The sequence below is a fragment of the Enterobacter sp. DC4 genome, from assembly GCF_000568095.1.
GTDB classification, from domain to species: Bacteria; Pseudomonadota; Gammaproteobacteria; order Enterobacterales; family Enterobacteriaceae; genus Enterobacter; species Enterobacter pseudoroggenkampii.
Genome location: NZ_AZUB01000001.1, coordinates 937740 through 963042, shown reverse-complemented (window position 1 = coordinate 963042; position 25303 = coordinate 937740). Strand labels below are relative to the sequence as shown.

Below are 25303 nucleotides of genomic sequence, written 5' to 3'. Positions count from 1 at the left end.
GGATTCTCAGGTCAAGGGATCAGTTGAGGGCGGCGCTGGCGGTCATGGCAACGGTTTTCGCGTTAACCGGCATGCCCGGCATAAACACTTTCTGTAAACCCTCGACGATGACTTTATCGCCAGGGTTCAGCCCCTGCCGCACGATGCGTAAACCGTCTGCCAGACGTCCCGGCGTGATGTCACGACGCTGCGCTTTCCCCTCTTTATCCACGATATAGACGTATTTACGATCCTGATCGGTCAGCACCGCTTTGTCGTCGACAAGCGTAGCTTTGAACTCGGCGCTGCCCGGCAGGCGTACGCGGGCAAACAGTCCCGGCGTGAACTGACGCTGCGCGTTATCCAGCAGCGCGCGCATACGGATGGTGCCGGTACCTGGCGACAGTTGGTTATCAAGGAAGTCCACTTTGCCCTGATGGGGATAGCCCTCCTCGCCCGTCAGGCCAATCTCAACCGGCAGCGCCGTATGATTGCTGGACGCCCCCTGCCCGCTGCGGGCCAGGTTTTGGTAGTGAAGGTAGGTTGACTCGTCCACGTCAAAGTAGACGTAAACGGTTTTCTGCGAGACCAGCGTGGTGAGAACGCTGGCGGTGTCGCCCGCAGTCACCAGGTTCCCGCTGGTGATCAGCGCCCGGCTGGCGCGACCATCGATAGGCGCGGTGACTTTGGTGAAGTCCAGGTTGAGCTGCGCGGCGTCCACTGCCGCCTGCGCGGCGCGAATATCGGCCTGCGCCTGAGTGGCGGCCGAACGACGCTGCTCCCACTCTTCACGGGAGACAACGTTGGTGTTGACCAGCTTATCGGTACGGTTAGCCTCACTTTGCGCCAGGCTGGCCTGCGTTTTGGCTCTCGCCAGGTTCGCCTGCGCCTGTTCCAGCGCGGCGCGATAGGTTCGGTCATCAATCGTGAACAGCACCTCGCCCTTCTTCACTTCCTGACCGTCGGTGTAATTCACTTTATCAATGTAGCCGGAAACGCGCGGGCGCAGCTGAACGCTCTCCACCGCTTCAATCCGTCCGTTAAAGCTATCCCACTGGCTAATAGATTTCACCACCACGTCAGCAGCGCTGACGGCGGGCGCAGGCGGCGCGGCATTTTGCGCGACGCTGTTATCGCATCCGACGAGCAGCACGGAGAGCAACATTGCCCCCAGCGCGTTCAGATGAAAGTTACCCCAGGTTTTTTGCAGGCTCATTATTTTTATTCCAGTCATTATCGCCGCCGGGCAAGACGCAGCAGGAGGCACCGCGCCACTTCCTTTGTCCGGTGGCTGTCTCAAGGCCATTTGTGTCGTTCATCGCCACAAAACTGTAACAGTTGCGAGTACACTATCGCGGCGATTGTAGGAAGGCGCCTAACTAAGTGCAAGAATAATTGTTGCACTTTATGTGCTATTTGAGCGGATGTGAAAAGACCCGTTTCGCTCAGGGTTTTAAATGCAACAATAAAACTTGCAATTACTACAAAAACGCGCCACCTTTTAATGCAACAGACAAAGATACTTTTATACAAGCAGCGTGAGGGCAACCAGATGAACACTGGCGCATTTATGCATGATTTACTCGACTGGATCGACAACAACCTGGATAGCCGTCTGGACATTGAGTCCGTCGCCAGGCGTTCCGGCTACTCAAAATGGCACCTCCAGCGCCTGTTCAAAGAGCATACGGGCTATCCCCTCGCCGGGTATATTCGCGCGCAAAAGCTGCAAAAATCAGTTGAGCGATTATCACATAGCGACGAACCGATTCTGAACGTGGCGATAGCACTTGGCTTTGACTCCCAGCAGTCTTTCAACCGCAGCTTTAAGCGTCAGTATGGTCAGGCGCCTGGGGCATGGCGGCGGAGCATGGGTGGCCCGGAAACGCAGCAGCTACGCTAGCAATGAAATTGTCACGGATGACATCCTCCCTGCTTGCGTCCCAGGCAATACCCACCTCCCAGCTGATTGACTCCCCCGTTAGCGTAATAATCGCCAGCTCCGGCGGCGCGATATGCGTCACGCTGGTGGGCAAAATGGCCACGCCGATACCCGCAACCACCATCGCGACGATAGTTTGGATATCGTCAGTCAGCTGAGTCGAAGAGATGAAAAGACCGTTGTCATGCAGGAAGCGGTCAATCTGCGCGTTTAAACCCCGCCCTCGCTCATCATACAGCCGCAACAGAGGGCGTTTCGTGAGCCACTCTGCAGCAGACATTGCTGGCGACGCGGCGGGCGTAACCAGAACCAGCCGATCGGTAAATAACGGCAGGTATTCGAGCTCCACGGGAGGAGGAACCCTGACAAAACCGACCTGTAGCTCATCATTTTGCAATCGCTCGTACTGCTGGAAGGAAGGCAGATCCGTCAATGACATCTCTACTTCCGGATAGTCTCGACGAAAGTCAGCGATACAGCGTGGCGCCAGATAAAAGCTTGAGAGTCCGAACCCGACGGCGATATGCCCCTCCACACCTTTTGATACCCGCTCAGCATGCTGCATAAATTGCCGGGTCTGCCTGACCACTTTTTCAGCTTCTGGCAGCAAACGTCTGCCGCTGGCCGTCAGTATTGCGCCGTGACGACCTCGTGAAAAAAGCGACATCTTCACCAGGGATTCGAGGAGATTGATCTGTTTGGTCAATGCCGGCTGCGAGATAAACAGCGCCCGCGCCGCATCGGCATAATTTCCCTTTTCAGCCAGTATCAAAAAGGCCTTTAGCAACCGGGTGTTCATTTTTGCATTCCAGATGGTTATCGAATTCGGAAATGATTTGATTATACAGTTATCGGCAATCGTTATGTAATTCAGTCTCAATGACTACCGGAGACGCATCATGAACGAACTGACATCCTTAAAGGCGGCAACCGTACAGTTTCAGCATCAGGCCAGTAACAAAAAATACAACCTCCTGATAATGGAGAAATTTATTGAACAGGCGGCGCTTGAGCAGGTGAACATTCTCACTTTCCCTGAAATGTGCATCACCGGTTACTGGCATGTCCCTAAGCTCAGTGCAGCGGAGGTGTCTGCGCTGGCAGAGCCGGTTGCCGACAGCCCTTCCCTGACGCTAATACGCTCCCTGGCGATAAAACATCAAATGCTGATTGGCGCCGGGCTTATTGAACGCGCCAACGATGGTCGCCTCTACAATGCGTATGTTGCCTGTATGCCGGATGGCTCAATCCATACGCATCGTAAACTCCATGCTTTTGAACATCCGGCCATCAGCAGCGGGGACAGTTTTACCGTCTTTGATACGCCGTGGGGCGTGAAGGTCGGTATCCTGATTTGCTGGGACAATAATCTGGTCGAAAACGTGCGCGCGACGGCGCTGCTGGGTGCCGATATTCTTCTCGCACCGCATCAAACTGGCGGTACCGATTCCCGCAGCCCTCACGGGATGAAGCCTATTCCGCTGGCGCTCTGGGAGGAGCGGGAAGCGCGCAAGGAAGAAATTACCGCGGCATTCAAAGGGCCAGGCGGTCGGGAATGGCTAATGCGCTGGCTGCCTGCCCGCGCGCATGACAATGGGTTATTTCTTCTCTTCAGCAACGGTGTCGGTGCCGATGATGACGAAGTGCGCACAGGCAATGCGATGATCCTCGACCCCTATGGCAGGATCGTGAATGAAACCTGGGCGGCTGAAGATGCGATGGTGAGCGCTGAACTCGATTTAAGCCTGCTTGCTATGAGCACCGGACGCCGCTGGATCCACGGTCGCCGCCCTGATTTATACCAGATACTGACGCAGCCGCAGGGCTATGAACGTGATGCGATCAGCGCACGCTTTTCGAATGAGCCCCCTGCTCGCTAAAAGGTGAGCAATTTTTAGCTGCAACATTAATCCGGAACTGTTACACTGTATATAATTACAGTATGAGGTGCGCATAATGGCTGTTGAAACAAAATTTGTTGTCGTTAGAAAAGGTGAAGAGAAAATGACATTTGCCAGTAAGAAAGAGGCTGACGCTCACGACAAGCTGCTCGATATGGCAGACGCGTTCACCGACTGGCTGTTGCAAAGCGGAATGCAGATGGATGAAACGCAGGCTGAAAATCTTGGCCTGTATCTCGCCGAGCAGAAAGAGACCGTGCAGCATATTCTGCGTACCAGCAAGCTTCCCGATCTCAATGCCCCAGCTGCAGCGGATAAAACTGAATCCGACGTGGCTGACACGAAAAACATCAGGGCTGTGAAAGCGGCCTGATTGTCAGAAAAATCATCACCGATCCGTAAGCCGTAAGCAGATAACTGCTTACGGCTTTTTTGGCTATTTGTAGGATTCGCGACTGTTTGATGTTATCACAAGTGTACGCTCTAACACGCATATAACACCTTTATATATCTTAATGGTCAATGCCATGTACAAATGACTCGGAATTGGACGAAACGAAGAAAGTGGTTTGGTGTCGAATAGTGGCTTTTGAAAAAAAGCGCTAAAAATTTTTAGCTTTGGAATAATGAATTAACTAACAACAATTAATATTGCAAACAGATTAGACAATACAAAATTAATTAAAAAATCCTGCCATAATAAGGCAGGATGGATGTAAACAATTGACGAATTAATCATTACTAAAGTGATAAAACCCATGATCTTCTGCATATGATGCAATTGATTCATGATCATTAGGGTCGATTAGTTCATAAAATTCTTGTGGAGTGTGATGTGTTCTGTTTGTATAGTGATCTGCAACTCCAGCAGCAGCTAACTGAGCATAACCATTTAGCTTTAGCCCACACGCTGGGCATGAAAAAGTAGTTGGAATCACTGATCTTCTGGTTACTATTTCATCTTCCCTATTTTCGACTTGTTCTTTTCCATATTCATTTCCATGAACTGTAGCTATACAAGCGCATGCTGGACATTTTACCTTATGATGCTTATTATGGGAAAGGGTTTCCCCTTGTTTTTCAGCAAAACTCCTCAATGCCTCTCGTTCATCCTCCGGTTTATCATTAAAGACTTTTTCATAAGCATTAATTTGACTTTTCACATACTGCATAACTTTTTTGTCAAGCTCAGAAATTATTTCTTGAGCTACAATTGCTTCATCATCACCAAATAAGTCTTCTAAACTTTTACCTTGCGCTTCTGACAAAACCTTACAACATTTATAAAATGGCCCTAACCATTGTTGTGGTTTATATTCAACAAAAGCAGCACTCCCAGTATGTACCTCTTCATTCCTTCGTCCGGCTAAAGCCAAAGCTAAAGCTAGTTCTTCATCATTAAAGTCTGGGATTAAATCTTTACAAAGTTTTAGTACTTGTGCAGTAGATATAGACTTAGCCTGAGATAGGTTAGCATTAAATCCAAGTGCTGTTAGAAGATGTTTTTGATCCTTATCTGGCTCGGCTAAAAGGCATGGGCTAAAATGTGAAACGGTTGAACGCGATAGTAATTCGAGTCCCATTGCACACCATAAGCCAAAAACGTCTGATGTTCTATCTTCACTAAAAGCACGTTGAAAAAAAACTTTACTCTTTGACCATAAAGAATCGTTATCCCAACTCATTTTTTACCTCACGTAAATTCTAAAGATTGTTCTGGGCTCATGCATATTCTCTATACCTTTTCTGCCATGTAGCATATTCCAATTATTTAAAACCAAAGCATTCGAACCATACCAATGAAACTCAGTTAACTTTACGTAATTAATGATCTCATTATAAACCTTTACAAATTCATCTGCTGGTCCATTTGCAGGGACCATTATATTAGGATCATATCTGAAACCTCGACTACCTGCAGAAATAAAATTAAGACCAGAGTACTTTATGCGTTCGTATGTATGCACTGTGAATATAGCGTTCTGAATATTCTTTTTGTCACATTCGGAAAAAAAGGCTAATATATTTCTCCATGACAACATGGTTGTTGGTGTATTGCTGGCTTTAGGTGACCACATTATTAATAATCTTGCAGGTATTCCCCAAAAAGCAGTGTCAGTGTGTAAGGGAAATTCTTGAAAGCCAAACCGTTGACTAAAAGAACCTCTTTTAGCACTGGTACCATCATTTGCAGTCACTATATCATATAACTCACCATTTGGATGATGTAATATTTCACCTAAACTTCTAGCTAGCGCTAAGAAGCCTTCAAGTGAAGTGCAACCCTCCACTCTACAATATTCTTGCATATATAACACTCGTGATGGTATTTGTTAAATCAAATAACGACAAACCTTTTGTGGCAATTAACCCAATAAAAACAAATACATTTAAAATGTGTCAAAGCTTGTTATTGATTTTACATTTTTCATCCTATCATGATTGTAAAGTTGGTCAATCTCAAAAACATATCATTTTTGCAAAACCAAAGTCTGTTTCACACTCTTGGCAGGCGTACCTTCAATTGATCGCTCCCACCGGTTAACCCTATAAAACCTGGCAGCTTTACAGTTACAGCTGACTGTTATGCAATTACCCATTCCCCCATCAACGAGGAATCGCACATGACCCCACATCCACTACGCCAGATCATCGAATCCTGTGACCACGCCATCACCACCAAAAACTATGACGCCCTGATGGAGTATTACGCCGACGACGCGGCTCTGGTGGTCAAGCCTGGCATGACGGTTAAAGGCAAAGAAAACATCCGCAGCGCATTTATTGCCATCTCTGATTATTTTCAGGACCAGTTGATCGTTGAACAAGGCGAGATGCAGGTAATTGAAGGAGGTGGTAATGCCCTCGTTATCATGGAAACCGTTCTGCGTTTTCCTGATGGTCAGGGTGGGATAACGGAATTGTCGCGCCGCGCGACCTATGTTTTTCGGCAGGAAAGCGACGGTCGCTGGCTTTGTACCATCGACAACTCCTACGGTACCTCGCTTCTGGATACCGTGAACTGAACACGCTAATCACGGCTTCAAAGGGGCGCTACCGCCCCTCCACACCAGCGCCCTTAATGTGTAGTGATGCGCGGTTCCCTCACAAACTCAGCCAGCAGCCACACCTATCGTGCAGCAGGCCCGTCAGCTCTTTCGCGACGTGAGCGGGCAGCGTTCCACCCAAAACCGCCTGCGTCAGCGCCAGAACATAGTCCACCTGAGTCAGGGTATCCTGCCAGCAGTCCGGCACGCAGGAGTTCAGTTTCTCACCCATGATCAATTGCGCGATCAGGTCAGGCGGCAGATCGACATCGCAGAGTTCTCTTAGCTTACGCAGGGCGTGCAGCAGACGCTCGCAGAGTGCCGTAAACATCTTCGCATCTTCGATTTCGACCAGCACGCTCACCAGCGCGGCGCAGTTGTCGGCGACGACAAACAGATCGGCATCAGCCGGAAGCGGACGGGAGATAAGTTGCAGAATGACGTTTTCGTCAGACGGGAGATAAGTCAGGGTTGGGATAGTAGCCATAGTAAGGCATCCTCAGTGTGTAAATTGGGTGAACCACCCGATGAGTTCCTACGCTCGAGGGGGTAGCGCTGACAGAGGTAGGAATGCCGCCCACAGAGAAAACGGCCAGCCTTGCGGCTGCTCCGCCAGCGCCACCGCAATTTTAACGAGTTCGGCGCTGCCGCGACATATAAATATCGCTCTGTAGATGCGGGTTCCTACGCCCGATTGCGGATGTGCCGCAACGCAGGCACTTTACGACCCCGATCGGTCGAAGAAAAGACATAACCCTGAATTTCACGCGGTTAATTTGCGGTTTGCGAGGCGCCTTCCAGAATGTCAACGCCGCCCTAAATTTTAAGCGTATCAATCACCGCTCTAAGCGCAGGCGACACGTTACGGTGCGGATAATAGAGGTACAGCCCGTCCATGCGCAGGCTATAGCGCTGCAACACCCGGATAAGCGTTCCGCGCTCCAGATCGTCAGCCACCAGCTCCACCGGGACATAGGCCAGCCCAAGCCCCAGCCTGGCGGCTTCGGCTTCCATGTAGCTGTCAGACAGCGCCCATTGCCCCTCTGGCCGATGGGTGATTTTTTTCCCGTCCTGCACCAGCTCCCACTGATAGTCACTACCGTCGGCAAGCTGGTAGGCAATGCACGGATGCGCCACTAAATCCGCAGGCGTCTGGGGAAAACCGTAGCGTCTGAAGTGTTCCGGGGCAGCCACTGCGGCCATTTCCATATCAGGCGTGATACGCACTGCAATCATTCCCTGCCCCACTTCCGGCCCCAGTCTGACACCCGCATCGAACCGCTCGGCGATAATGTCGACGAAGCGGCTTTCATTCATCAGTTCCAGCCTGATGTCCGGGTAACGCTGTTTAAAAATGGCGAGCTTTGGCAGCAGACATTTGTCGATAGCGTGCTGGCTGGCATTAATACGCACCGTGCCGGACGGCGTCTGACGATAGTGTGCCAGGGTCGCCAGGCCCGTATCGAGCGTATCGAACGCGGACTCGGCGGTCCGGTAAAGCTGTTCCCCGGCGTGGGTTAGCGACAGCTTGCGCGTGGTGCGGACCAGAAGCTGAACGCCCAACCGCTCCTCCAGCTCGCGAACCGAGCGGCTGATCCCGGATTGCGCCAGCCCAAGCCGCTGCGCAGCCGCCGTGAAGCTCCCCTCCCGTACCACCTGCATAAACAGGTACAGCTCATTGTAGTTTTCCCGCTTCGCCATCACGCCCCCAATTTATAACAATATGATATGAATCCTAGCAGCTTTCGGCCTCTAATCAGCACTATTTCTGCTAACTATAATGTCCGCAACACAACACCACAGGGTCTATTTTCATGAAAACATTCACCCAAAAACTGTCCGTTGCGATGCTGCTATGCGCATCATTAAGTGGAGTGACAACAATGAGTTATGCAGAAACCACCAACCCAAACGCACCCGTTTCGATGGTGACCACATGGGATAAAACCTTCGCCGAAAGTGACAAAGTCGATCACCGTAAGGTGTCCTTCCAGAACCGGTACGGAATCACCCTGGTAGGCGATCTGTATCTTCCTAAAAGCCGCGGTGACCGCAAGCTGGCGGCGATTGCGGTCAGCGGGCCGTTTGGCGCGGTCAAAGAGCAGTCCAGCGGCCTGTATGCGCAGACCCTGGCGGAGAATGGGTTTGTGACCCTGGCGTTCGATCCGTCCTATACGGGCGAAAGCGGTGGCCAGCCGCGCAACGTTGCGTCTCCGGATATCAACACCGAAGACTTTAGCGCGGCGGTGGATTTTCTGGGGTTACAGAAAGAGGTTGATCGTAACCGCATCGGTATTCTCGGCATCTGCGGCTGGGGCGGTATGGCGCTGAATGCGGCCTCCATGGACACCCGCGTGAAAGCGGTCGCCACCAGCGTGATGTACGACATGAGCCGGGCGATGGGCCACGGCGTGGGCGACGGGAAAGATCGCTATTCAACGTCTGACCGCCGTGCCGTTCTGCAGTATCTGAACGCACAGCGCTGGAAAGATGCTGAGAACGGTACCTTCGCGCACGGCGGCCATGACATTTATGTCGATGAGAACGGCAAGGTGACGGCGGCTGAACGTATTCTGCCAGAGACGCTGCCAGCAGACCCGCATCCGGTACTGAAGGAGTTCTATGACTACTACCGCATGCCGCGTGGCTTCCACGCGCGTTCCGTCAACTCCACCGGCGCGTGGACCGCAACCACGCCATTATCCTTTATGAATATGCCGCTGCTGAGCTACGCCGGGGAAATTACTATCCCGACGCTTATCGTCACCGGTGAAAAAGCGCACTCCCGCTACTTTGCGGAAGATGCGTTTAAAGCGGTCGGCAGCAAGCAGAAGGAACTGGTGATTGTTCCGGGCGCAAACCATGTCGATCTCTACGACAATGCTGCCGGGAAGATCCCGTTCGGCCAGTTTGAACAGTTCTTCAAAACCAGCCTGAAATAAACCTCTCCGCCGCCCGTGTTGAGCGGGCGGCCCTTCGTGAAAGATGACTATGTCCACTCTGAACCCTGCCACCTCACAGAATGATGAACGCGCGCACTGGGGCGGTATTTTTGCCATGACCCTGTGCGTATTCGTCCTGATTGCTTCGGAATTTATGCCCGTCAGCCTGCTTACCCCTCTTGCCAGAGATCTGGGCGTTACGGAGGGGCTCGCTGGCCAGGGGATCGCCATCTCCGGCGCGCTGGCGGTTCTGACCAGCCTCTTCCTTTCCCGGCTTGCCGGGAATATGAACCGCAAACACCTTCTGCTGGGCATGACGCTCCTGATGGCGCTCTCGGGGATGATTATCGCTTTCGCCCAAAACTATCTGGTTTACATGACCGGCCGCGCGCTGATCGGTATCGCTATAGGCGGGTTCTGGTCCATGTCTGCCGCAACGGCCATTCGCCTCGTTCCGCAGCATCAGGTCTCTCGCGCGCTGGCGATATTCAACGGGGGGAATGCGCTGGCGACGGTAGTCGCCGCCCCGCTCGGGAGCTATCTCGGCGCCACAATTGGCTGGCGCGGCGCCTTCCTGTGCCTGGTTCCCGTGGCGATAGTGGCGTTCCTCTGGCAATGCTTTAACCTGCCCGATATGAACGGCAATAAAAATACAGCGTCACGTGCATCCGTCTTTGGGTTATTCCGCCAGCCGGTGGTTTCCATCGGTCTGCTGGCCTGCGGCCTGTTCTTTATGGGACAGTTTGCGCTGTTTACCTATGTGCGTCCGTTTCTCGAAACCGTCACGCAGGTCAGCCCCTCCGGCCTATCGCTGATTTTACTCACCATCGGCGTCGCGGGTTTTGTTGGCACACTGTTCGTTGCTCTGGTCCTGAACGCCGCGTTTTACCTGACGTTAATCGCTATTCCCCTGCTGATGGCCGTCATTGCAGGCGTATTGATACTGACCGGTCACAGCGTGTGGATCGTTGCCCTGCTGTTAGGCTTCTGGGGGATGCTGGCGACGGCGGCGCCAACGGGATGGTGGACATGGATTGCGCGAACGCTGCCGCAAGATGCCGAAGCCGGTGGCGGGTTAATGGTCGCCGTGATCCAGCTTTCTATTGCGCTGGGTTCAACGGCCGGTGGCCTCGTATTCGACCATCTCGGCTGGCAGAGCACGTTTGCATTGAGCGGCATGTTGCTCCTGGGCGCGGTTGTATTGACGCTTCTGCTTTCGCGTCGTCACAAATCACTCGCCGGATGATTTGTTGACGCTTTTCTTCACCGCTGGTGTATTGTTTTTAAACGATTCATCACTCTGAAGAGAAGCGGCGGCATGATTAACATCCTCGGCAAAACCACCTCCATAAACGTTCGAAAAGTACTCTGGACCTGCGAAGAAGCAGGCATAGCCTATCAACAGGAAGATTACGGCAGTGGTTTTGCCTCAACGGAAACGGATGCCTTCCGCGCCCTGAACCCCAACGCCATGGTGCCGGTGCTGATTGATGGCGATTTCGTGCTGTGGGAGTCCAATTCCATCTGCCGTTATCTGGCGCGCAAGGCCGAACGTCACGATCTGCTGCCCGCAGAACCGCAGGCCTGCGCCAACGTTGAGCGCTGGATGGACTGGCAGGCAACCGAGTTTAACAACGCCTGGCGCTATGTCTTCCCGGCGCTGGGGCGTAAAAATCCGGACTTTAACGACCCTGAGCGCATTGCGGCGGGAATAAAAGAGTGGAACCACTGCATCACCATTCTGGAAAACCAGCTGCAGCGCACCGGCGCCTTTGCGGCAGGCGAGACGTTTACCCTTGCGGACGTGGTGCTTGGGCTGTCGGTGAATCGCTGGAAGATGACGCCGTTTGATAAGCCAGACGTGCCCGCCATTGAGGCCTGGTTCGAGCGTCTTAACCAGCGCCCGGCGTTTTTGCGTCACGGCAATAACGGCATGGTGTAAAGTCTTCACGCCCCTGGCTTGAGCAAGGATATTTTATTTAATTACTTAACCCTGAAAGCCGTCAGAGGGAATAATAATTAAGCCATATCCTGGACTGCCCGATGCACCGCTTTGCTAGCCTGACTATTCAGGCAAAGCTCAACCCGGAGGTATTCTTGCTGATTAGACTCAAGAAAGAACGAACGCATAAGGAGGATCGCCGGCTTGCTCTCTGGCTGGCGACCTCGGCAGGTTTGCTGAATGCCATCGCCCTCGGGGCATTCGGTTTTTTCCCCTCACACATGACCGGCAACACCTCACAGTTATCCAGCGAAGTCTCTTCCACTGACCTGAGCGATATCATTTTCTTCGGCTCGATTATTCTCTCCTTTGTCGCAGGCGCCATTCTTGCCCGCATGATTGTAATATGGGGCATTATCCATAACGTCAGGCTGGTTTTTTGTCAGATCCTGTTTGTCGAGGGGATATTGCTGACCGGCGTCTCCTTCTACGAGATGTATTTTCATGCCCTCACCAGCAACCGCGAGATTATTCTTTTCCTGTGCGGCCTGATGGGCATTCACAACTCCACCTCCACGCAGCTTTCCGGCGGACGGGTGAGATCGACGCACATTACCGGCACGCTAACGGACGCGGGGATTTCCCTGGCCTCCGTAATGGTGGCGATGCTGCGCAGGGATTACTCCAAAGATACGGCGGCGCAAAAAAGTCAGCTGAAAACCCACTTAACCACCCTGTTTTCGTTTATTACGGGCGGTATCGCGGGGCTGCTGCTTTTCCGATGGATTGGCTTTAACGCCATGCTGGCGCTCGGACTGATGCTCGCCGTGGTCGCTATCGTTTCAATTATCACCGTCTCGACGCGCGTTCGACGGGTTCGCGCTACCGTCTGAGCGTTGCAGCTGCCCCAGCAGGCGCTGCATGTTGTCGTCGCAGGAGATCCCCTCCGGCCGGTTGGTGATACTCGCGACCAGCGTCAGCAATTCCCTGCGGTTTTCCTCAAGCTGCTTTTGCATCGCTTCTATTTCGGCAATACGCGTCTTCAGGGACTGGATCAGTCCCTCATGATCCCAGCGTTGTTGCGGCTGCGGCAGAAAGCGGCGTATTTGCTCGAGTGAGAACCCGGTACGTTGCGCGCTGTCGATGATGTTCAGCAGCGCTGCCGTCTCTTGAGAATACGACCGGTAGCCGTTCCCCTGCCTGACAGGGCGCGGCAGTAAACCTTCCGCCTCATAAAACCGAATACGCGACGGGGAAATACCCGTCATTTTCGACAGCTCGCCAATTTTCATTTCATCTGCTCTTACGCCTTGACCTTAAAGTTAACTTTAAGCTTAAACTTTTTATACGGTCAACCGGATCGTCATTTCATCAGGGAGCTCATATGCAAACTATTCTGGGTGCCAGCGGGCAAATCGCCCGTGAACTGACCCGCGAATTAAAACGCGCCTATACCGACGATATCAGGCTGGTCAGCCGCCATCCGCAGAAAGTCCACACCAGCGATATCACGGTTGCGGCCAATCTTCTGGATGCGCAGCAGACGCAGGAGGCGGTTAAAGGCAGCGACACAGTCTATTTTACCGCCGGTCTGCCGCCTGATTCCGCGCTGTGGGAGCGTCAGTTCCCAACCATGCTGGACAATGCCCTGGAGGCCACGCGAAAGGCTGGCGCAAGATTCGTCTATTTTGACAATACTTACATGTACCCCCAGAGCGACGTGCCACAAACTGAAGAGACGCGCTTTGCGCCCCGGGGACGAAAAGGCAACGTTCGTGCGATGATGGCCAACCGGGTGCTTGCCGAAATGCAGCGGGCCGACATTCCCATCCTCATCGGTCGGGCCCCGGAGTTCTACGGGCCTGAGAGAACGCAGAGCTTCACGAACACGCTCATTATCGACAGGCTGAAGCAGCACAAACGTCCGCGCGTTCCGGTACGTGACGATACGCTTCGCACCCTCATCTGGACGCCGGATGCCAGTCGCGCGCTTGCCCGGCTGGGCAATACGCCTGAGGCCTACGGGCAGACGTGGCATTTGCCCTGCTGTGACGAAAGGCTGACGTATCAACAGTTTGTCACTCACGCCTGCGATATCTTCGGCCAGAAGGCGGACTACGCCGTGCTGGGCAAGCTGGCCTTCGCCGCGACGGCGCTGTTTTCGCAGGGCGCGCGCGAAATGCGGGAGCTGTTGCCCAGATACGACGTTGACAACCTGTTTGATTCGACGAAGTTTAAGCGGCATTTTCCCGACTTTCCCGTCACTTCATACCGGCAGGGTCTTGAAAACATCTGGCAGGAATGGAGATCAAAAGCGCACAAAACAGCGTAAATGCACTGCCGCACCGACAGAGGTGCGGCCATTACTCGTGACAACGTCACTTTCACTTCTCGTCTTTAGGACTATTCTGTCTGCCCCTCAATCAGCCCTTACGCCATAAGGCTTAACCCGAGGTTGTCACTGTTTTCATAGGGTTACTGATTTTTCCCCTTCGCTGGAACCCTTCCCAAACGCTTGCTATAGGTCATCTACCCCTGCCGAAACATGGCATAACAACAGGCAACCGGTGGTTGCTATAACGCATGCGCACAGGGAGACACACCGCAATGCACCCATTACTCAAACGCTCGCTGCTGTTTGTCGGCGCCATTATTGTGGTTCTCGCCCTCCTCGTCTGGGGTATCGGGATGGAGACGATAAAGGCGCGTCAGGTTGACCTGATCTATCTCGGGCAACAGCATATGATTCTGGTTTTCTCGTCGATGTTTTTTGCCCTGCTGGTGGGTATTCCAGCCGGTATTCTGCTGAGCCGCCCGGCAGCGCGGGGTATCGCCGAATATGTGATGCAGCTCTTCAACGTCGGCAACACGCTGCCGCCGCTGGCCGTTCTGGCGCTGGCGATGGTGGTGATTGGCATTGGCGATACGCCCGCCATCATCGCCCTGTTCCTCGCCTCGCTGCTGCCGATCGTGCGTAACACCTACGCCGGGCTGTGCTCAGTCCCGCCGTCGTTGCTGGAAGCGGCAAACGGCATCGGGATGACCAAATGGCAGCGTCTGCGTCAGGTTGAGCTGCCTGCCGCCTGGCCGGTCATGCTCTCGGGGATCCGCATCGCCACCGCCATTAACGTCGGTACCGCGCCGCTGGCGTTCCTGATTGGCGCCAGCAGCTACGGCGAGCTGATTTTCCCCGGCATTTACCTGAACGATTTCCCGACCCTGATCCTCGGCGCGGCGGCCACCGCCCTGTTCGCCCTGATCCTCGATACCCTGCTGGCGGCGCTGGGTCGCGTGATGAGTCCACATCTCGCTCAATAACAATAACAAGGAGCTTTTATGAGACTGTTTTCCGGCCTGACGGCGCTGTGCGCCGCGGCGCTGTTCACCAGCCAGGCGATGGCGGCCCCGCTGATTCTGGCGACCAAGAGCTTTACCGAGCAGCATATTCTCTCGGCGATGACCGTGCAGTACCTGCAAAAGAAAGGATTCCAGGTGCAGCCGCAAACCAACATTGCCACGGTGATTTCCCGTAACGCGATGATCAACAAGCAGATTGATATGACCTGGGAGTACACCGGCACGTCGCTGATCATCTTTAACCACATCAACAAGCGCATGTCGCCGCAGGAGTCTTACGAGACGGTAAAACGCCTGGACGCGAAGCACGGTCTGGTCTGGCTCAAACCCGCCGACATGAACAATACCTACGCTTTCGCCATGCAGCGCAAGCGCGCCGAGGCGGAACATATCAACACCATGTCGGAGATGGTGGCGAAGATTGAGCAGGTCCGTAAAACCAATCCGGACAAAAACTGGCTGCTGGGCTTGGACCTGGAGTTTGCCGGGCGCAGCGACGGCATGAAGCCGCTTCAGGCGGCCTATAAGATGGAGCTGGACCGCCCGCAGATCCGTCAGATGGACCCCGGTCTGGTCTATAACGCGGTGCGCGACGGCTTCGTTGACGCCGGGCTGATTTATACCACCGATGGTCGCGTGAAGGGCTTCGACCTCAAGGTGCTGGAAGACGATAAAGGCTTCTTCCCAAGCTATGCGGTCACCCCGGTGGTGCGTAAGGACACGCTGGAGGCCAACCCCGGTCTGGAAGAGGCGCTCAACACCCTCTCGACCCAGCTCAACAACGACGTTATCACCGAGCTGAACAAGAAGGTGGATATCGACCATCAGTCACCGCAGCAGGTCGCCCGCGATTTCCTGCGTAGCAAACAGCTGCTGTAGGAGGCGCTATGGAGACGATTCACTACATTCTGGACAACTGGGATTACCTCTTAACCCTGACGCTGCAGCACCTGTGGCTGGTGGCGCTGGCCGTAGGCTTAGCCATCATCATCGGCGTACCGCTGGGCATTCTGATTGTCCGCCACAGGTGGCTGGCAACGCCGGTGCTGGGGATAGCCACCATCGTGCTGACCATTCCGTCTATCGCCCTGTTTGGCCTGATGATCCCGCTGTTTTCGCTGATCGGTCAGGGGATTGGTGCCCTGCCCGCGATCACGGCAGTGTTTCTCTACTCGCTGCTGCCGATTGTGCGTAACACCCATACCGCGCTCGACAGCCTGCCGCCGGGCCTGCGTGAAGCCGGACGCGGCATCGGCATGACCTTCTGGCAGCGGCTGCGCTGGGTCGAAATCCCGATGGCGCTGCCGGTGATTTTCGGCGGGATCCGCACCGCCGTGGTGATGAACATCGGCGTGATGGCGATTGCCGCGGTGATCGGCGCGGGCGGTCTGGGCCTGCTGCTGCTCAACGGCATCGGCGGAAGCGATATTCGCATGTTGATTGCGGGCGCGCTAATGATTTGTCTTTTAGCGATTGTGCTCGACTGGCTGCTGCATCGTCTGCAGGTGGTTCTGACTCCAAAGGGGATTCGATAATGATAAAACTGGAAAACCTCACCAAACAATTTTCACAGAAGCACGGCCAGACCTTTAAGGCCGTGGACAACGTCAACCTGAACGTGCCCGAAGGGGAAATGTGCGTCCTGCTCGGCCCGTCCGGTTGCGAGAAGACCACCACCCTGAAGATGATTAACCGCCTCATTACCCCCAGCAGCGGGACAATCCTGATTAACGGCGAAGACACCAGCGGGATGGACACCGTCACCCTGCGCCGCAACATCGGCTACGTGATCCAGCAGATTGGCCTGTTCCCGAACATGACCATCGAAGAGAACATTACCGTCGTGCCGCGCATGCTGGGCTGGGATAAAGCACGCTGTAAAACCCGTGCCGAAGAGCTGATGGATATGGTGGCGCTGGATCCGCATAAGTTCCTCAACCGCTACCCGCGCGAGATGTCCGGCGGCCAGCAGCAGCGTATCGGCGTGATCCGCGCCCTGGCGGCGGATCCTCCGGTACTGCTGATGGATGAACCCTTCGGCGCGGTGGACCCGATCAACCGCGAGGTGATCCAGAACCAGTTCCTGGAGATGCAGCGCAAGCTGAAAAAAACCGTCATGCTGGTGAGCCACGATATCGACGAAGCCCTGAAGCTCGGCGACCGTATCGCGGTATTCCGTCAGGGGAAAATCGTGCAGTGCGCCAGTCCGGATGAACTGCTGGCGAAACCGGCGAACGAGTTTGTCGGCTCGTTTGTCGGTCAGGACCGCACCCTGAAGCGCCTGCTGCTGGTCTCGGCGGGCGACGTCACCGACCAGCAGCCGACCATTACGGTGCGGGGCTCTACGCCGCTCCCTGAAGCCTTTGCGACCATGGATGATAATGACATTCGTGCCGTTACGGTGGTCGACGAGCACGGCAAACCGCTGGGCTTTGTGAAGCGTCGCGAAGCGCGTAACGCCAGCGGGACCTGCGCCGACATCCTGCATCCGTTCCGCATGACCGGCAAAGCGGAAGACAATCTGCGCGTGGTGCTGTCACGCCTGTATGAGAGTAATACCAGCTGGATGCCGATCGTGGATGAGGACGGGCGCTACAACGGTGAGATTTCACAGGACTATATTGCCGAGTACCTGAGTTCAGGGCGTACGCGCCGGGCGCTGAATATTCATAGCGACAGTTAACCTTTCAGGCCGGGCATTGCCCGGCTTTTCCGCACGCATACCTTTTGCTAACCCCACGATTTGCCGCCACAATATTGTATCTTTCCCGTTGACTCGCGACTCATGCAACGTCTTCATACGTACCCCGACATCCGCGCGATGTTTCGCCGACTGCTGATTGCCACCGTTACCGGCGTGCTGGCCGCGCTGGCCGTGGCGGTATTCCGCCACAGCATGTACCTGCTGGAGTGGCTGCTTCTCAGCAACGACAGCGGCAGCCTGGTGAATGCCGCCGCCTCGCTCTCACCCTGGCGGCGCGCGTTGACGCCAGCGCTGGGTGGTCTGGCCGCCGGGCTGCTGCTCTGGGGATGGCAGCGTCTGACTGCGCAACGGCCTCATGCCCCCACCGACTACATGGAAGCGCTGGAGACCGGTGACGGCCAGTTTGACTACGGTGCCAGCCTGGTTAAATCCCTTGCGTCGCTGCTGGTCGTTGCCAGCGGAAGCGCCATCGGGCGTGAAGGGGCGATGATCCTGCTTGCCGCCCTCGCCGCCTCCCTTTTCGCCCGGCGCTTTACCCCTAAATCAGAATGGAAATTGTGGATTGCCTGCGGGGCCGCCGCCGGGATGGCCAGCGCTTACCATGCTCCCTTGGCCGGAAGCCTGTTCATCGCTGAGATTCTGTTTGGCACCCTGATGCTGGCCTCGCTCGGGCCCGTGGTTATCGCGGCGGTGGTGGCGCTTCTCACCACGCAGCTTCTGGCGCCGGGTACCGGCACGCTCTACGCGGTCCATCTGAGCGGCATCCTCACCGCGGTCGATTATGCCCTGCTGGTCGCGATGGGGCTGGTGGCGGGTCTCTGCGGGCCGCTGCTGATGTGGCTGATGGCGTTCAGCCACGGTCTTTTCCTGCGCCTCAAGCTTTCGCCGCCGTGGCAGCTGGCGCTAGGCGGTGCGATCGTCGGGCTGCTGTCTCTTCTGACGCCGAAGGTGTGGGGAAATGGCTACAGCGTGGTTCAGGCTTTTCTGCTCGTGCCGCCGCTGCTGTCGGTGATTGCCGGGGTGTTTATCTGCAAACTGCTGGCGGTACTGGCGAGCAGCGGATCGGGCGCGCCGGGCGGGGTGTTTACGCCCACGCTGTTTGTCGGTATGGCAACGGGGATGCTGTTCGCGCAGCTGTTCGCGCTGTGGCTGCCGGGTTCTGAAACGGCGATTCTGCTGGGGCTGGCAGGAATGGCAACCCTACTTGCCGCGACCACGCATGCGCCCATTATGTCGGCGCTGATGGTCTGTGAAATGACCGGACAGTATTTTTTACTGCCCGGCCTGCTGGTCGCCTGCGTGCTGGCGTCCGTATTGTCGCGGACGTTACGCCACGACTCTGTCTACGGTCAACACGCCACCGAGGGCAGAGAGATCGATGTACTGCGCTAGCTCGCGCTGCTCGGCCCGTGGCAGATAAGGCAGCTCGCCCACCAGCGGTCCGGGCAGTTTGGTGCTCAGCACGTCGATGATCTCCGCGTAGTGCGCCAGGCCCGGGTTAATGCGGTTTGCTACCCAGCCAACCAGCGGCAGGCCGTCATTGGCAATCGCCTGCGCCGTCAGCAGCGCGTGGTTGATGCACCCTTCCTGGATACCCACCACCATCACCACCGGAAGCTGCTCCTGCACAACCCATTCAGACAGCGGGCGCAAATCATTCATCAGGCTGCGCCAGCCGCCCGTCCCTTCAACAACCACGTGGTCAACCTTCTCACTCAGGTTCGCCAGGCCGTCGGACAACAGGGGATAATTAATCAGGCCGCTGTGCGCTACGCTGCTCTCCTCTTCGCTTAACGCAATGGGATTGACCGCGTGATAGGGCAACTCCAGTGACGAGACGCTTTGCAGCACCAGGGCGTCTTTATTGCGCAATCCCTCTGGCGTCTCTTTACTCCCTTTTGCGACCGGTTTGTACCCTGCCACGCGTTTACCGCTTGCTGCCAGCGCCTGCAGCAATGCGCGGGATACGACGGTCTTGCCGACAGAGGTATCTGTACCAGTAACAAAGAAACGCTTAAGCATGACTCACTCCACCTCTTGGGTATGCTTCGAAAATATAAACCAGGTAAATAATTCAGTGGAGGAAGTCTACGGGATGCATGCGCTACCCGGCTTGAGATAGCGCAATTTTTCTTACATCTGCGGAAAAGAGTTAACCCTGTAACAGGCGGATCAACAGCGAGCCGTTATACATGGCATCTTTGACCAGCGCCGCGCCAGCCATCGTACCCTGGTTGGAAAACTGGGTGCTTTCTACCGCAATGTTTCGGCTGTAGGCGGGAAGTGACTGCTGCTGAATACAGGCCGTAATCGCCGGGAAGAGGATCTCCGCCGCCTGGCTGAGCGGTGAGCCAATGAGGATTTTTTGCGGGTTGAAGAGGTTCACCATGATCGCCAGAATGCGGCCAACGTTATTCCCCACCCCGGTAATGATGTCCTTCGCCAGCAGATCCCCCTGGCGCGCGGCGGCGCAGAGTGAATCCACCGTTAAGGGTTGTCCGTGCAGCGAGGAGCTCATGGACTGGCTGAGCCTGACCTGCGCCAGCTCCAGCACACTTTCCACGCTGGCAATGGTCTCCAGACAGCCGTGGTTGCCGCAGTAGCAGCGCTTACCGTACGGGTCGACCTGGGTGTGGCCAATTTCCACCAGGCTGCTGCTTCCGGCGTGGAGAAGACGTCCGTCGGTAATCACGCCCGCCCCGACGTTATGGTCGATGACCACCTGAATCACATCCCGCGCGCCGCGGGACGCGCCGAACAGCGCCTCCGCCATCGTCCAGGCGCTGATGTCATGCTGAATATAGACCGGCACGCCGGTATGGTTTTTCAGCACTTCGCCCAGCGGCATCTCTTTGACATCGTCGTAAAACGGCATGCGGTGAACAATACCATTTTCGGTATCAATAATGCCCGGCATGGTGATGGCAATCGCCGTTAAGCGTTCAAGCCGCTGCTGATGGCGAATAAAGAAGCGATCGATGTGCGAGACAATCGCGTCGAGGAGCGGTTCCTCCGCGTTGAGCGGCAGTTCAAGGCGGTCTTCCACCACCAGCTTGCTGCTCAGGTCGCGCAGCGCAAGGAAGATCTCGCCGCGGCTGATGCGCAGTGACAGGTAGTGCCATGCTTCCGTCTCAACCACCAGCCCGACTGCCGGACGGCCACGGCTGCCCGGCTCCTGAATTTCCGTCTCCTGAACCAGGTGCGCTTCCAGCATCTCGCGGACAATCTTGGTGATACTGGCAGGTGCCAGTTGTGCCAGGCGCGAAAGATCGATACGCGAAACCGGACCAAGCTGATCAATCAGGCGATACACCGCGCCAGCGTTGGTCTGCTTAATCTGATCAATATGCCCTGGCTGACTATCAGCAACCACCTCGTACTCCCTTATTTTCGAGCTTCGAAATAAACTGTTTGCTATGGTGAAGCACTTGCATGGCTGCCGTCAAATATTTACTTAGCCATGTGATTTACCGCACATTTTTGCCCCCTTTCCCCTGGAAATGCCGCCCGGCAGAGGCGCTTATTAACTGCTGCTTGAAGCGCTGTGCGGCATGGCTCTGCTCGCGGTGTTTTGACCAGACCAGCCACATTTCGGAAACGGCATCCTCTTCGGCAATGGTCACCCAGCGCATTTCGCGCAACTGGACCCGTTTAAAGGAGGCCGGAAGAATAGACACGCCCAGCCCGGCGGCGACCAGACCGATAATGGTCATCGCTTCCCCGACTTCCTGGGTGATGACCGGGGCAAGATCGTAGCGGCGCATCAGCCCCAGGATATCGTCATACAGACCCGTTCCGACCTGCGGGTCAAAAAAGACAAACGGCTCTTTTGCCAGCTCTGCCAGCGAAACCGCCGGACGCGACGCCAGCGGGTGATCGTGTGGGATCATGGCCATCAGCGGCTCGCGCAGGATCACCTCCCACGCGAGCGTATCCGGCAGCTGGGTGTTACGCATCAGTCCCAGATCCAGGGAACCTTCATTCAGCGGCGCAATCTGCTCGCGGGTGTTGATTTCGCGCGTCTGAATATGAACATCCGGGAAATGGCGGCGGAATGACGACAGCGTTTCCGAGACGGCGCTGATAAACGGTGCCGACGAGGTAAACCCGATCCGCAGCTCTCCGGCTTCCCCGAGATAGAGCCGTTCTGCCCGGGCGGCGGCGTCCTCGACCATACTCAGAATTTGTCGGCTGTCGTTCAGGAACTGCTTGCCCGCTGCCGTCAGGCTCACGCTGCGGTTGGTACGGGCCAGAAGGCGCGCCCCAACCTGCTGCTCCAGGATCTGAATCTGCTGGCTTAACGGGGGCTGAGAGATATTCAGCCGTGCCGCCGCGCGGCCAAAATGCAGCTCTTCGGCGACGGCGACAAAGTAGCGGAGGTGACGCAGCTCGATATTCATATTTTTAAAGTATCATTTGAGATTATTAATATATTAGACAGAATATTTACATTTTCCTACCCTGAAGAGGTGGTCATACCCGTCACCAGAAATCACGGGGATGTTTAAGCAAGGAAACTGTGTGAGTCGTACAACTACTATTGATATCGATCCGGCTAGAGATATCAATGATTTACCTGCATCATCGCAGCCGGTCCAGTTCATTAAACGTGGTACCCCCCAATTTATGCGCGTCACGCTGGCGCTCTTTTCCGCCGGTCTGGCGACCTTCGCCCTGCTCTATTGCGTTCAGCCGATCCTGCCCGTCCTCTCCCATGAGTTTGGCGTATCGCCTGCCAGCAGCAGCGTTTCACTCTCTATTTCTACCGGCATGCTGGCGATTGGCCTGCTCTTTACCGGGCCGCTGTCCGACGCCATTGGCCGTAAACAGGTGATGGTGACCGCACTGATGCTGGCATCGGTCTGCACGTTGCTCTCGACGATGATGACCAGCTGGCACGGTATTCTGGTGATGCGCGCGCTGATTGGGCTCTCGCTCAGCGGCGTGGCGGCGGTCGGGATGACCTACCTCAGCGAGGAGATCCACCCGAGCTTTGTTGCCTTCTCTATGGGGCTTTACATCAGCGGGAACTCGATTGGCGGGATGAGCGGACGCCTGCTTAGCGGGGTCTTTACGGACTTCTTTAACTGGCGTATTGCGCTGGCGGTCATCGGGTGTTTTGCGCTGGCATCAGCCCTGATGTTCTGGAAAATTCTGCCGGAATCGCGCCATTTCCGCCCGACCTCTTTGCGCCCAAAAACGCTGTTTATCAACTTCCGCCTGCACTGGCGTGACAAAGGGCTGCCGCGCCTGTTTCTGGTCGGCTTCCTGCTGATGGGCTCCTTCGTCACGCTGTTCAACTATATTGGCTACCGCCTGATGCTCTCGCCGTGGCATCTGAGCCAGGCGATTGTCGGTTTACTCTCGGTTGCTTATTTGACCGGTACGTGGAGTTCACCGAAGGCCGGGGCGATGACCGCACGCTATGGACGCGGCCCGGTCATGCTGTTCTTCACGGCGGTGATGCTGGTCGGCCTGCTGCTGACGCTCTTCTCCTCCCTGTGGCTGATTTTTGCCGGCATGTTGCTCTTCTCCGCGGGGTTCTTCGCCGCCCACTCGGTCGCCAGCAGCTGGATTGGTCCGCGCGCGCGTCGCGCCAAAGGTCAGGCATCGTCTCTTTATCTGTTTAGCTATTACCTGGGGTCCAGCATCGCCGGGACGCTCGGCGGCGTCTTCTGGCATAACTACGGCTGGAACGGCGTGGGCGGGTTTATCGCGCTGATGCTCTGTGCCGCACTGCTGGTGGGCGCAAGTCTTCATAAACGTCTGAGATAATATGCTTGCGGGCGGATGTCCGTTTCCCGAAAAACGGCACCAGCGTACTGGTGCCGTTTTTCGTTCAGGAATCCCAGGCCTGCTCTATCTTACCGGCTTCAAACTGCGGAGGCGGTTTTCGGAAACGGCGCGTGAGCCATGTCAGGTAAAGGATCCCCAGTGCCGCCCAGATGAGGCCAAGCGTCAGGGACGTCGCTTCGAGGTTTATCCACAGCACGCCGACCGTGACGGCACCAATGAGCGGCAGCAGGAGATAGTGGAACCGATCTTTCCACGTTTTGTTCATCCCCTTACGCCGCCAGAAATGGTTGTACACCGAGAGATTAACAAACGTAAACGCCACCAGCGCGCCGAAGTTGATCAGCGCCGTCGCGGTCACGAGATCGAAGTACAGAGCCGACAGCGCCACTATCCCAACCATAATGACGTTCAGGGCCGGCGTACGCCATTTCGGATGTACGTAGCCAAACACGCGCTCCGGAAAGACGTTGTCACGCCCCATCACATACAGTAAGCGTGAGACGCTGGCGTGCGAGGCCAGGCCTGAAGCGAGCGTATTCACAAACGTGGTACACAGAAACACCGACTGGAAGAGCTTGCCGCCCACGTACAGCGCGATTTCCGGCAGCGCGGCGTCCGGGTTCTTGAAGCGGGCGATCGTCGGGAAAAAGAGCTGCATGAAAAACGAGGCAACAATGAATATCAGCCCGCCATACAAAGCGGTGAGGAAAATGGCTTTGGGGATTACCCGCGCCGCGTTTGGCGTCTCTTCCGACAGCGTGGTGACCGCGTCAAAGCCGAGGAAAGAGAAGCAGACGATAGTCGCGCCGGTAATAATCGGGATCAGGTGCGCGTTCTCGCTGATAAACGGCTGGAGCGACCAGACCGTGCCGACGCCCTCCCCCTTGTGCAGGCCATGCACCACGAGAATGACAAACACCACCATGATGGCGACCTGCACCAGCACAAACAGGGTGTTAAAGTTGGCGACCAGATTCACGCTCTTCAGGTTCGCCAGCGTCAGGATCGTCACAAACCCCACCACCCAGACCCACGGCGGGACTTCAGGGAACAACGCGGAAAGGTAGATCTTCGCCAGCAGCACGTTAATCATCGGCAGGAAGAGATAGTCCAGCAGCGATGACCAGCCGACCATAAAGCCTAAGTGGGGGCCGATCGATTTCTGCGTGTAGGTATACGCGGAGCCCGCTTCCGGGAACTGCCGTACCAGTTTGCCGTAGCTGATGGCGGTAAACATGACGCCAGCCAGCGCCAGGAGATACGAGGCGGGCACGTGGCCGTTGCTGATACCGGACACAATGCCGAAGGTATCAAACACGGTCATGGGGGTGAGGTAAGCCAGCCCCATCATGACCACCTGCCAGAGCTTGAGGGAACTGCGCAGCCGGGTTCTTCCGGCCACACGCGGCGAGTCAAGAGAGGTGTTAGTCGCCATAAACCGTCCCCCCCATGCTTACCGTGGTTTGCAATCGCGCTGTCCTTAACGCAAACCTGCTTAGCAAAGGGGGAAGTTGTAAAGAACACACGCGATCGTACCAGCGCACCGTCTCTTTCTCGCACTCACAGCAGGCGCCTGACTGGCCCCCTTCGCCCTGCGGATAGTTGAACATCTGCATCATTTCCTACCTCGTCACACAGTGTCGTTAAGAAAATCCCTGCCGCCTGCGCTCCATAACGCGACTCCCGGGAGATA

25 protein-coding genes and 1 pseudogene are annotated in these 25303 nt (G+C 55.6%); 15 read left to right on the top strand and 11 right to left on the bottom strand.

Translation table 11 applies throughout. The features are described 5' to 3' along the window. Positions 1-19 precede the first annotated feature (19 nt). Positions 20-1195 (bottom strand): efflux RND transporter periplasmic adaptor subunit, encoded by a 1176-nt coding sequence (locus tag P349_RS19425; protein WP_032651126.1) that lies wholly within the window; start codon positions 1193-1195, stop codon positions 20-22. A 336-nt stretch (positions 1196-1531) separates the two neighbouring features. Between P349_RS19425 and P349_RS19430 the strand changes: the two genes are divergently transcribed. Beyond that, positions 1532-1882 carry a helix-turn-helix domain-containing protein gene (locus P349_RS19430; RefSeq protein WP_032651124.1) on the top strand — a complete coding sequence of 117 codons (351 nt, stop codon included), beginning with the start codon at positions 1532-1534 and terminating at the stop codon, positions 1880-1882. Here P349_RS19430 and P349_RS19435 read toward each other — a convergent pair. Then, entirely contained in the window at positions 1806-2720 is a 915-nt protein-coding gene (locus tag P349_RS19435) for a LysR family transcriptional regulator (RefSeq protein WP_202963022.1), read from the bottom strand. The two genes, P349_RS19430 and P349_RS19435, sit on opposite strands and share 77 nt — an antisense overlap. A gap of 100 nt (positions 2721-2820) precedes the next feature. Here P349_RS19435 and P349_RS19440 point away from each other — a divergent pair, with 100 nt between their 5' ends. Together P349_RS19440 and P349_RS19445 are read left to right on the top strand one after the other, a co-directional pair. After that, positions 2821-3801, top strand: coding sequence for a nitrilase family protein (locus P349_RS19440; protein WP_032651123.1), 981 nt, complete (start codon positions 2821-2823; stop codon positions 3799-3801). A 76-nt stretch (positions 3802-3877) separates the two neighbouring features. Then, positions 3878-4195, top strand: coding sequence for a YebG family protein (locus P349_RS19445; RefSeq protein ID WP_032651121.1), 318 nt, complete (start codon positions 3878-3880; stop codon positions 4193-4195). A gap of 358 nt (positions 4196-4553) precedes the next feature. Here the strand turns inward: P349_RS19445 and P349_RS26200 are convergent, their stop codons facing one another. Together P349_RS26200 and P349_RS26195 are read right to left on the bottom strand one after the other, a co-directional pair. Then, entirely contained in the window at positions 4554-5507 is a 954-nt protein-coding gene (locus tag P349_RS26200) for a hypothetical protein (protein ID WP_152540100.1), read from the bottom strand. 3 nt (positions 5508-5510) lie between these two features. Further along, positions 5511-6131, bottom strand: a complete 621-nt coding sequence (locus P349_RS26195) for a TauD/TfdA family dioxygenase (RefSeq protein WP_071995272.1) — start codon at positions 6129-6131, stop codon at positions 5511-5513. A gap of 315 nt (positions 6132-6446) precedes the next feature. Between P349_RS26195 and P349_RS19450 the strand changes: the two genes are divergently transcribed. Further along, the gene (locus tag P349_RS19450; RefSeq protein ID WP_032651119.1) at positions 6447-6848 is read left to right on the top strand and encodes a YybH family protein; all 402 of its coding nucleotides are present in this window, start codon (positions 6447-6449) and stop codon (positions 6846-6848) included. Positions 6849-6901: 53 nt separating this feature from the next. On the opposite strand, the pseudogene P349_RS19455 reads toward P349_RS19450, so the two are convergent. Both P349_RS19455 and P349_RS19460 read right to left on the bottom strand, forming a co-directional pair. After that, positions 6902-7356 (bottom strand): annotated as a pseudogene (locus P349_RS19455) (hypothetical protein). A gap of 329 nt (positions 7357-7685) precedes the next feature. After that, positions 7686-8570: a LysR family transcriptional regulator gene (locus P349_RS19460; RefSeq protein WP_032638201.1), complete on the bottom strand. Its 885-nt coding sequence runs from the start codon at positions 8568-8570 to the stop codon at positions 7686-7688. Between the two features lie 113 nt (positions 8571-8683). Between P349_RS19460 and P349_RS19465 the strand changes: the two genes are divergently transcribed. From P349_RS19465 to P349_RS19480, 4 genes are all read left to right on the top strand, one after another. Next, entirely contained in the window at positions 8684-9811 is a 1128-nt protein-coding gene (locus P349_RS19465) for an alpha/beta hydrolase (protein WP_050597466.1), read from the top strand. A 49-nt stretch (positions 9812-9860) separates the two neighbouring features. Next, positions 9861-11057: an MFS transporter gene (locus P349_RS19470; RefSeq protein ID WP_032651118.1), complete on the top strand. Its 1197-nt coding sequence runs from the start codon at positions 9861-9863 to the stop codon at positions 11055-11057. 72 nt (positions 11058-11129) lie between these two features. Continuing rightward, the gene (locus tag P349_RS19475; RefSeq protein ID WP_032651116.1) at positions 11130-11753 is read left to right on the top strand and encodes a glutathione S-transferase family protein; all 624 of its coding nucleotides are present in this window, start codon (positions 11130-11132) and stop codon (positions 11751-11753) included. Between the two features lie 101 nt (positions 11754-11854). Next, on the top strand, positions 11855-12646 hold the full coding sequence (locus P349_RS19480; RefSeq protein WP_238550757.1) for a YoaK family protein: 792 nt from the start codon (positions 11855-11857) through the stop codon (positions 12644-12646). Here the strand turns inward: P349_RS19480 and P349_RS19485 are convergent. Continuing rightward, positions 12596-13045, bottom strand: coding sequence for a MerR family transcriptional regulator (locus P349_RS19485; RefSeq protein ID WP_032651115.1), 450 nt, complete (start codon positions 13043-13045; stop codon positions 12596-12598). The two genes, P349_RS19480 and P349_RS19485, sit on opposite strands and share 51 nt — an antisense overlap. Positions 13046-13137: 92 nt before the next feature. On the opposite strand from P349_RS19485, the gene P349_RS19490 reads away from it, so the two are divergent. From P349_RS19490 to clcB, 6 genes are all read left to right on the top strand, one after another. Further along, the gene (locus P349_RS19490) at positions 13138-14085 is read left to right on the top strand and encodes an NAD-dependent epimerase/dehydratase family protein (protein ID WP_032651114.1); all 948 of its coding nucleotides are present in this window, start codon (positions 13138-13140) and stop codon (positions 14083-14085) included. A gap of 275 nt (positions 14086-14360) precedes the next feature. Further along, positions 14361-15071: an osmoprotectant ABC transporter permease OsmY gene (osmY, locus tag P349_RS19495; protein ID WP_032651113.1), complete on the top strand. Its 711-nt coding sequence runs from the start codon at positions 14361-14363 to the stop codon at positions 15069-15071. 18 nt (positions 15072-15089) lie between these two features. Continuing rightward, on the top strand, positions 15090-15989 hold the full coding sequence (gene osmX / locus P349_RS19500) for an osmoprotectant ABC transporter substrate-binding protein OsmX (RefSeq protein ID WP_032651112.1): 900 nt from the start codon (positions 15090-15092) through the stop codon (positions 15987-15989). 8 nt (positions 15990-15997) lie between these two features. Continuing rightward, positions 15998-16645 carry an osmoprotectant ABC transporter permease OsmW gene (gene osmW, locus P349_RS19505; RefSeq protein ID WP_023311514.1) on the top strand — a complete coding sequence of 216 codons (648 nt, stop codon included), beginning with the start codon at positions 15998-16000 and terminating at the stop codon, positions 16643-16645. Beyond that, on the top strand, positions 16645-17793 hold the full coding sequence (gene osmV, locus P349_RS19510) for an osmoprotectant ABC transporter ATP-binding protein OsmV (RefSeq protein WP_032651111.1): 1149 nt from the start codon (positions 16645-16647) through the stop codon (positions 17791-17793). Before osmW ends, osmV begins: the two co-directional genes overlap by 1 nt. 102 nt (positions 17794-17895) lie before the next feature. Continuing rightward, positions 17896-19206, top strand: a complete 1311-nt coding sequence (gene clcB, locus P349_RS19515; RefSeq protein ID WP_071995271.1) for a voltage-gated ClC-type chloride channel ClcB — start codon at positions 17896-17898, stop codon at positions 19204-19206. Here the strand turns inward: clcB and bioD are convergent. The 3 genes from bioD to P349_RS19530 form a co-directional block, all read right to left on the bottom strand. Continuing rightward, on the bottom strand, positions 19141-19836 hold the full coding sequence (gene bioD / locus P349_RS19520) for a dethiobiotin synthase (protein WP_024909130.1): 696 nt from the start codon (positions 19834-19836) through the stop codon (positions 19141-19143). The genes clcB and bioD overlap by 66 nt on opposite strands. Positions 19837-19966: 130 nt before the next feature. Further along, positions 19967-21187 (bottom strand): sugar metabolism global transcriptional regulator Mlc, encoded by a 1221-nt coding sequence (gene mlc, locus P349_RS19525; RefSeq protein ID WP_024909131.1) that lies wholly within the window; start codon positions 21185-21187, stop codon positions 19967-19969. Between the two features lie 94 nt (positions 21188-21281). Then, positions 21282-22214 carry a LysR family transcriptional regulator gene (locus P349_RS19530; RefSeq protein ID WP_024909132.1) on the bottom strand — a complete coding sequence of 311 codons (933 nt, stop codon included), beginning with the start codon at positions 22212-22214 and terminating at the stop codon, positions 21282-21284. A 121-nt stretch (positions 22215-22335) separates the two neighbouring features. Here P349_RS19530 and P349_RS19535 point away from each other — a divergent pair, with 121 nt between their 5' ends. After that, complete coding sequence (locus P349_RS19535) at positions 22336-23589, top strand: MFS transporter (protein WP_032651109.1); 1254 nt, start codon at positions 22336-22338, stop codon at positions 23587-23589. Positions 23590-23653: 64 nt separating this feature from the next. Here the strand turns inward: P349_RS19535 and P349_RS19540 are convergent, their stop codons facing one another. Then, on the bottom strand, positions 23654-25045 hold the full coding sequence (locus P349_RS19540; RefSeq protein ID WP_032651108.1) for an APC family permease: 1392 nt from the start codon (positions 25043-25045) through the stop codon (positions 23654-23656). Positions 25046-25303 lie beyond the last annotated feature (258 nt).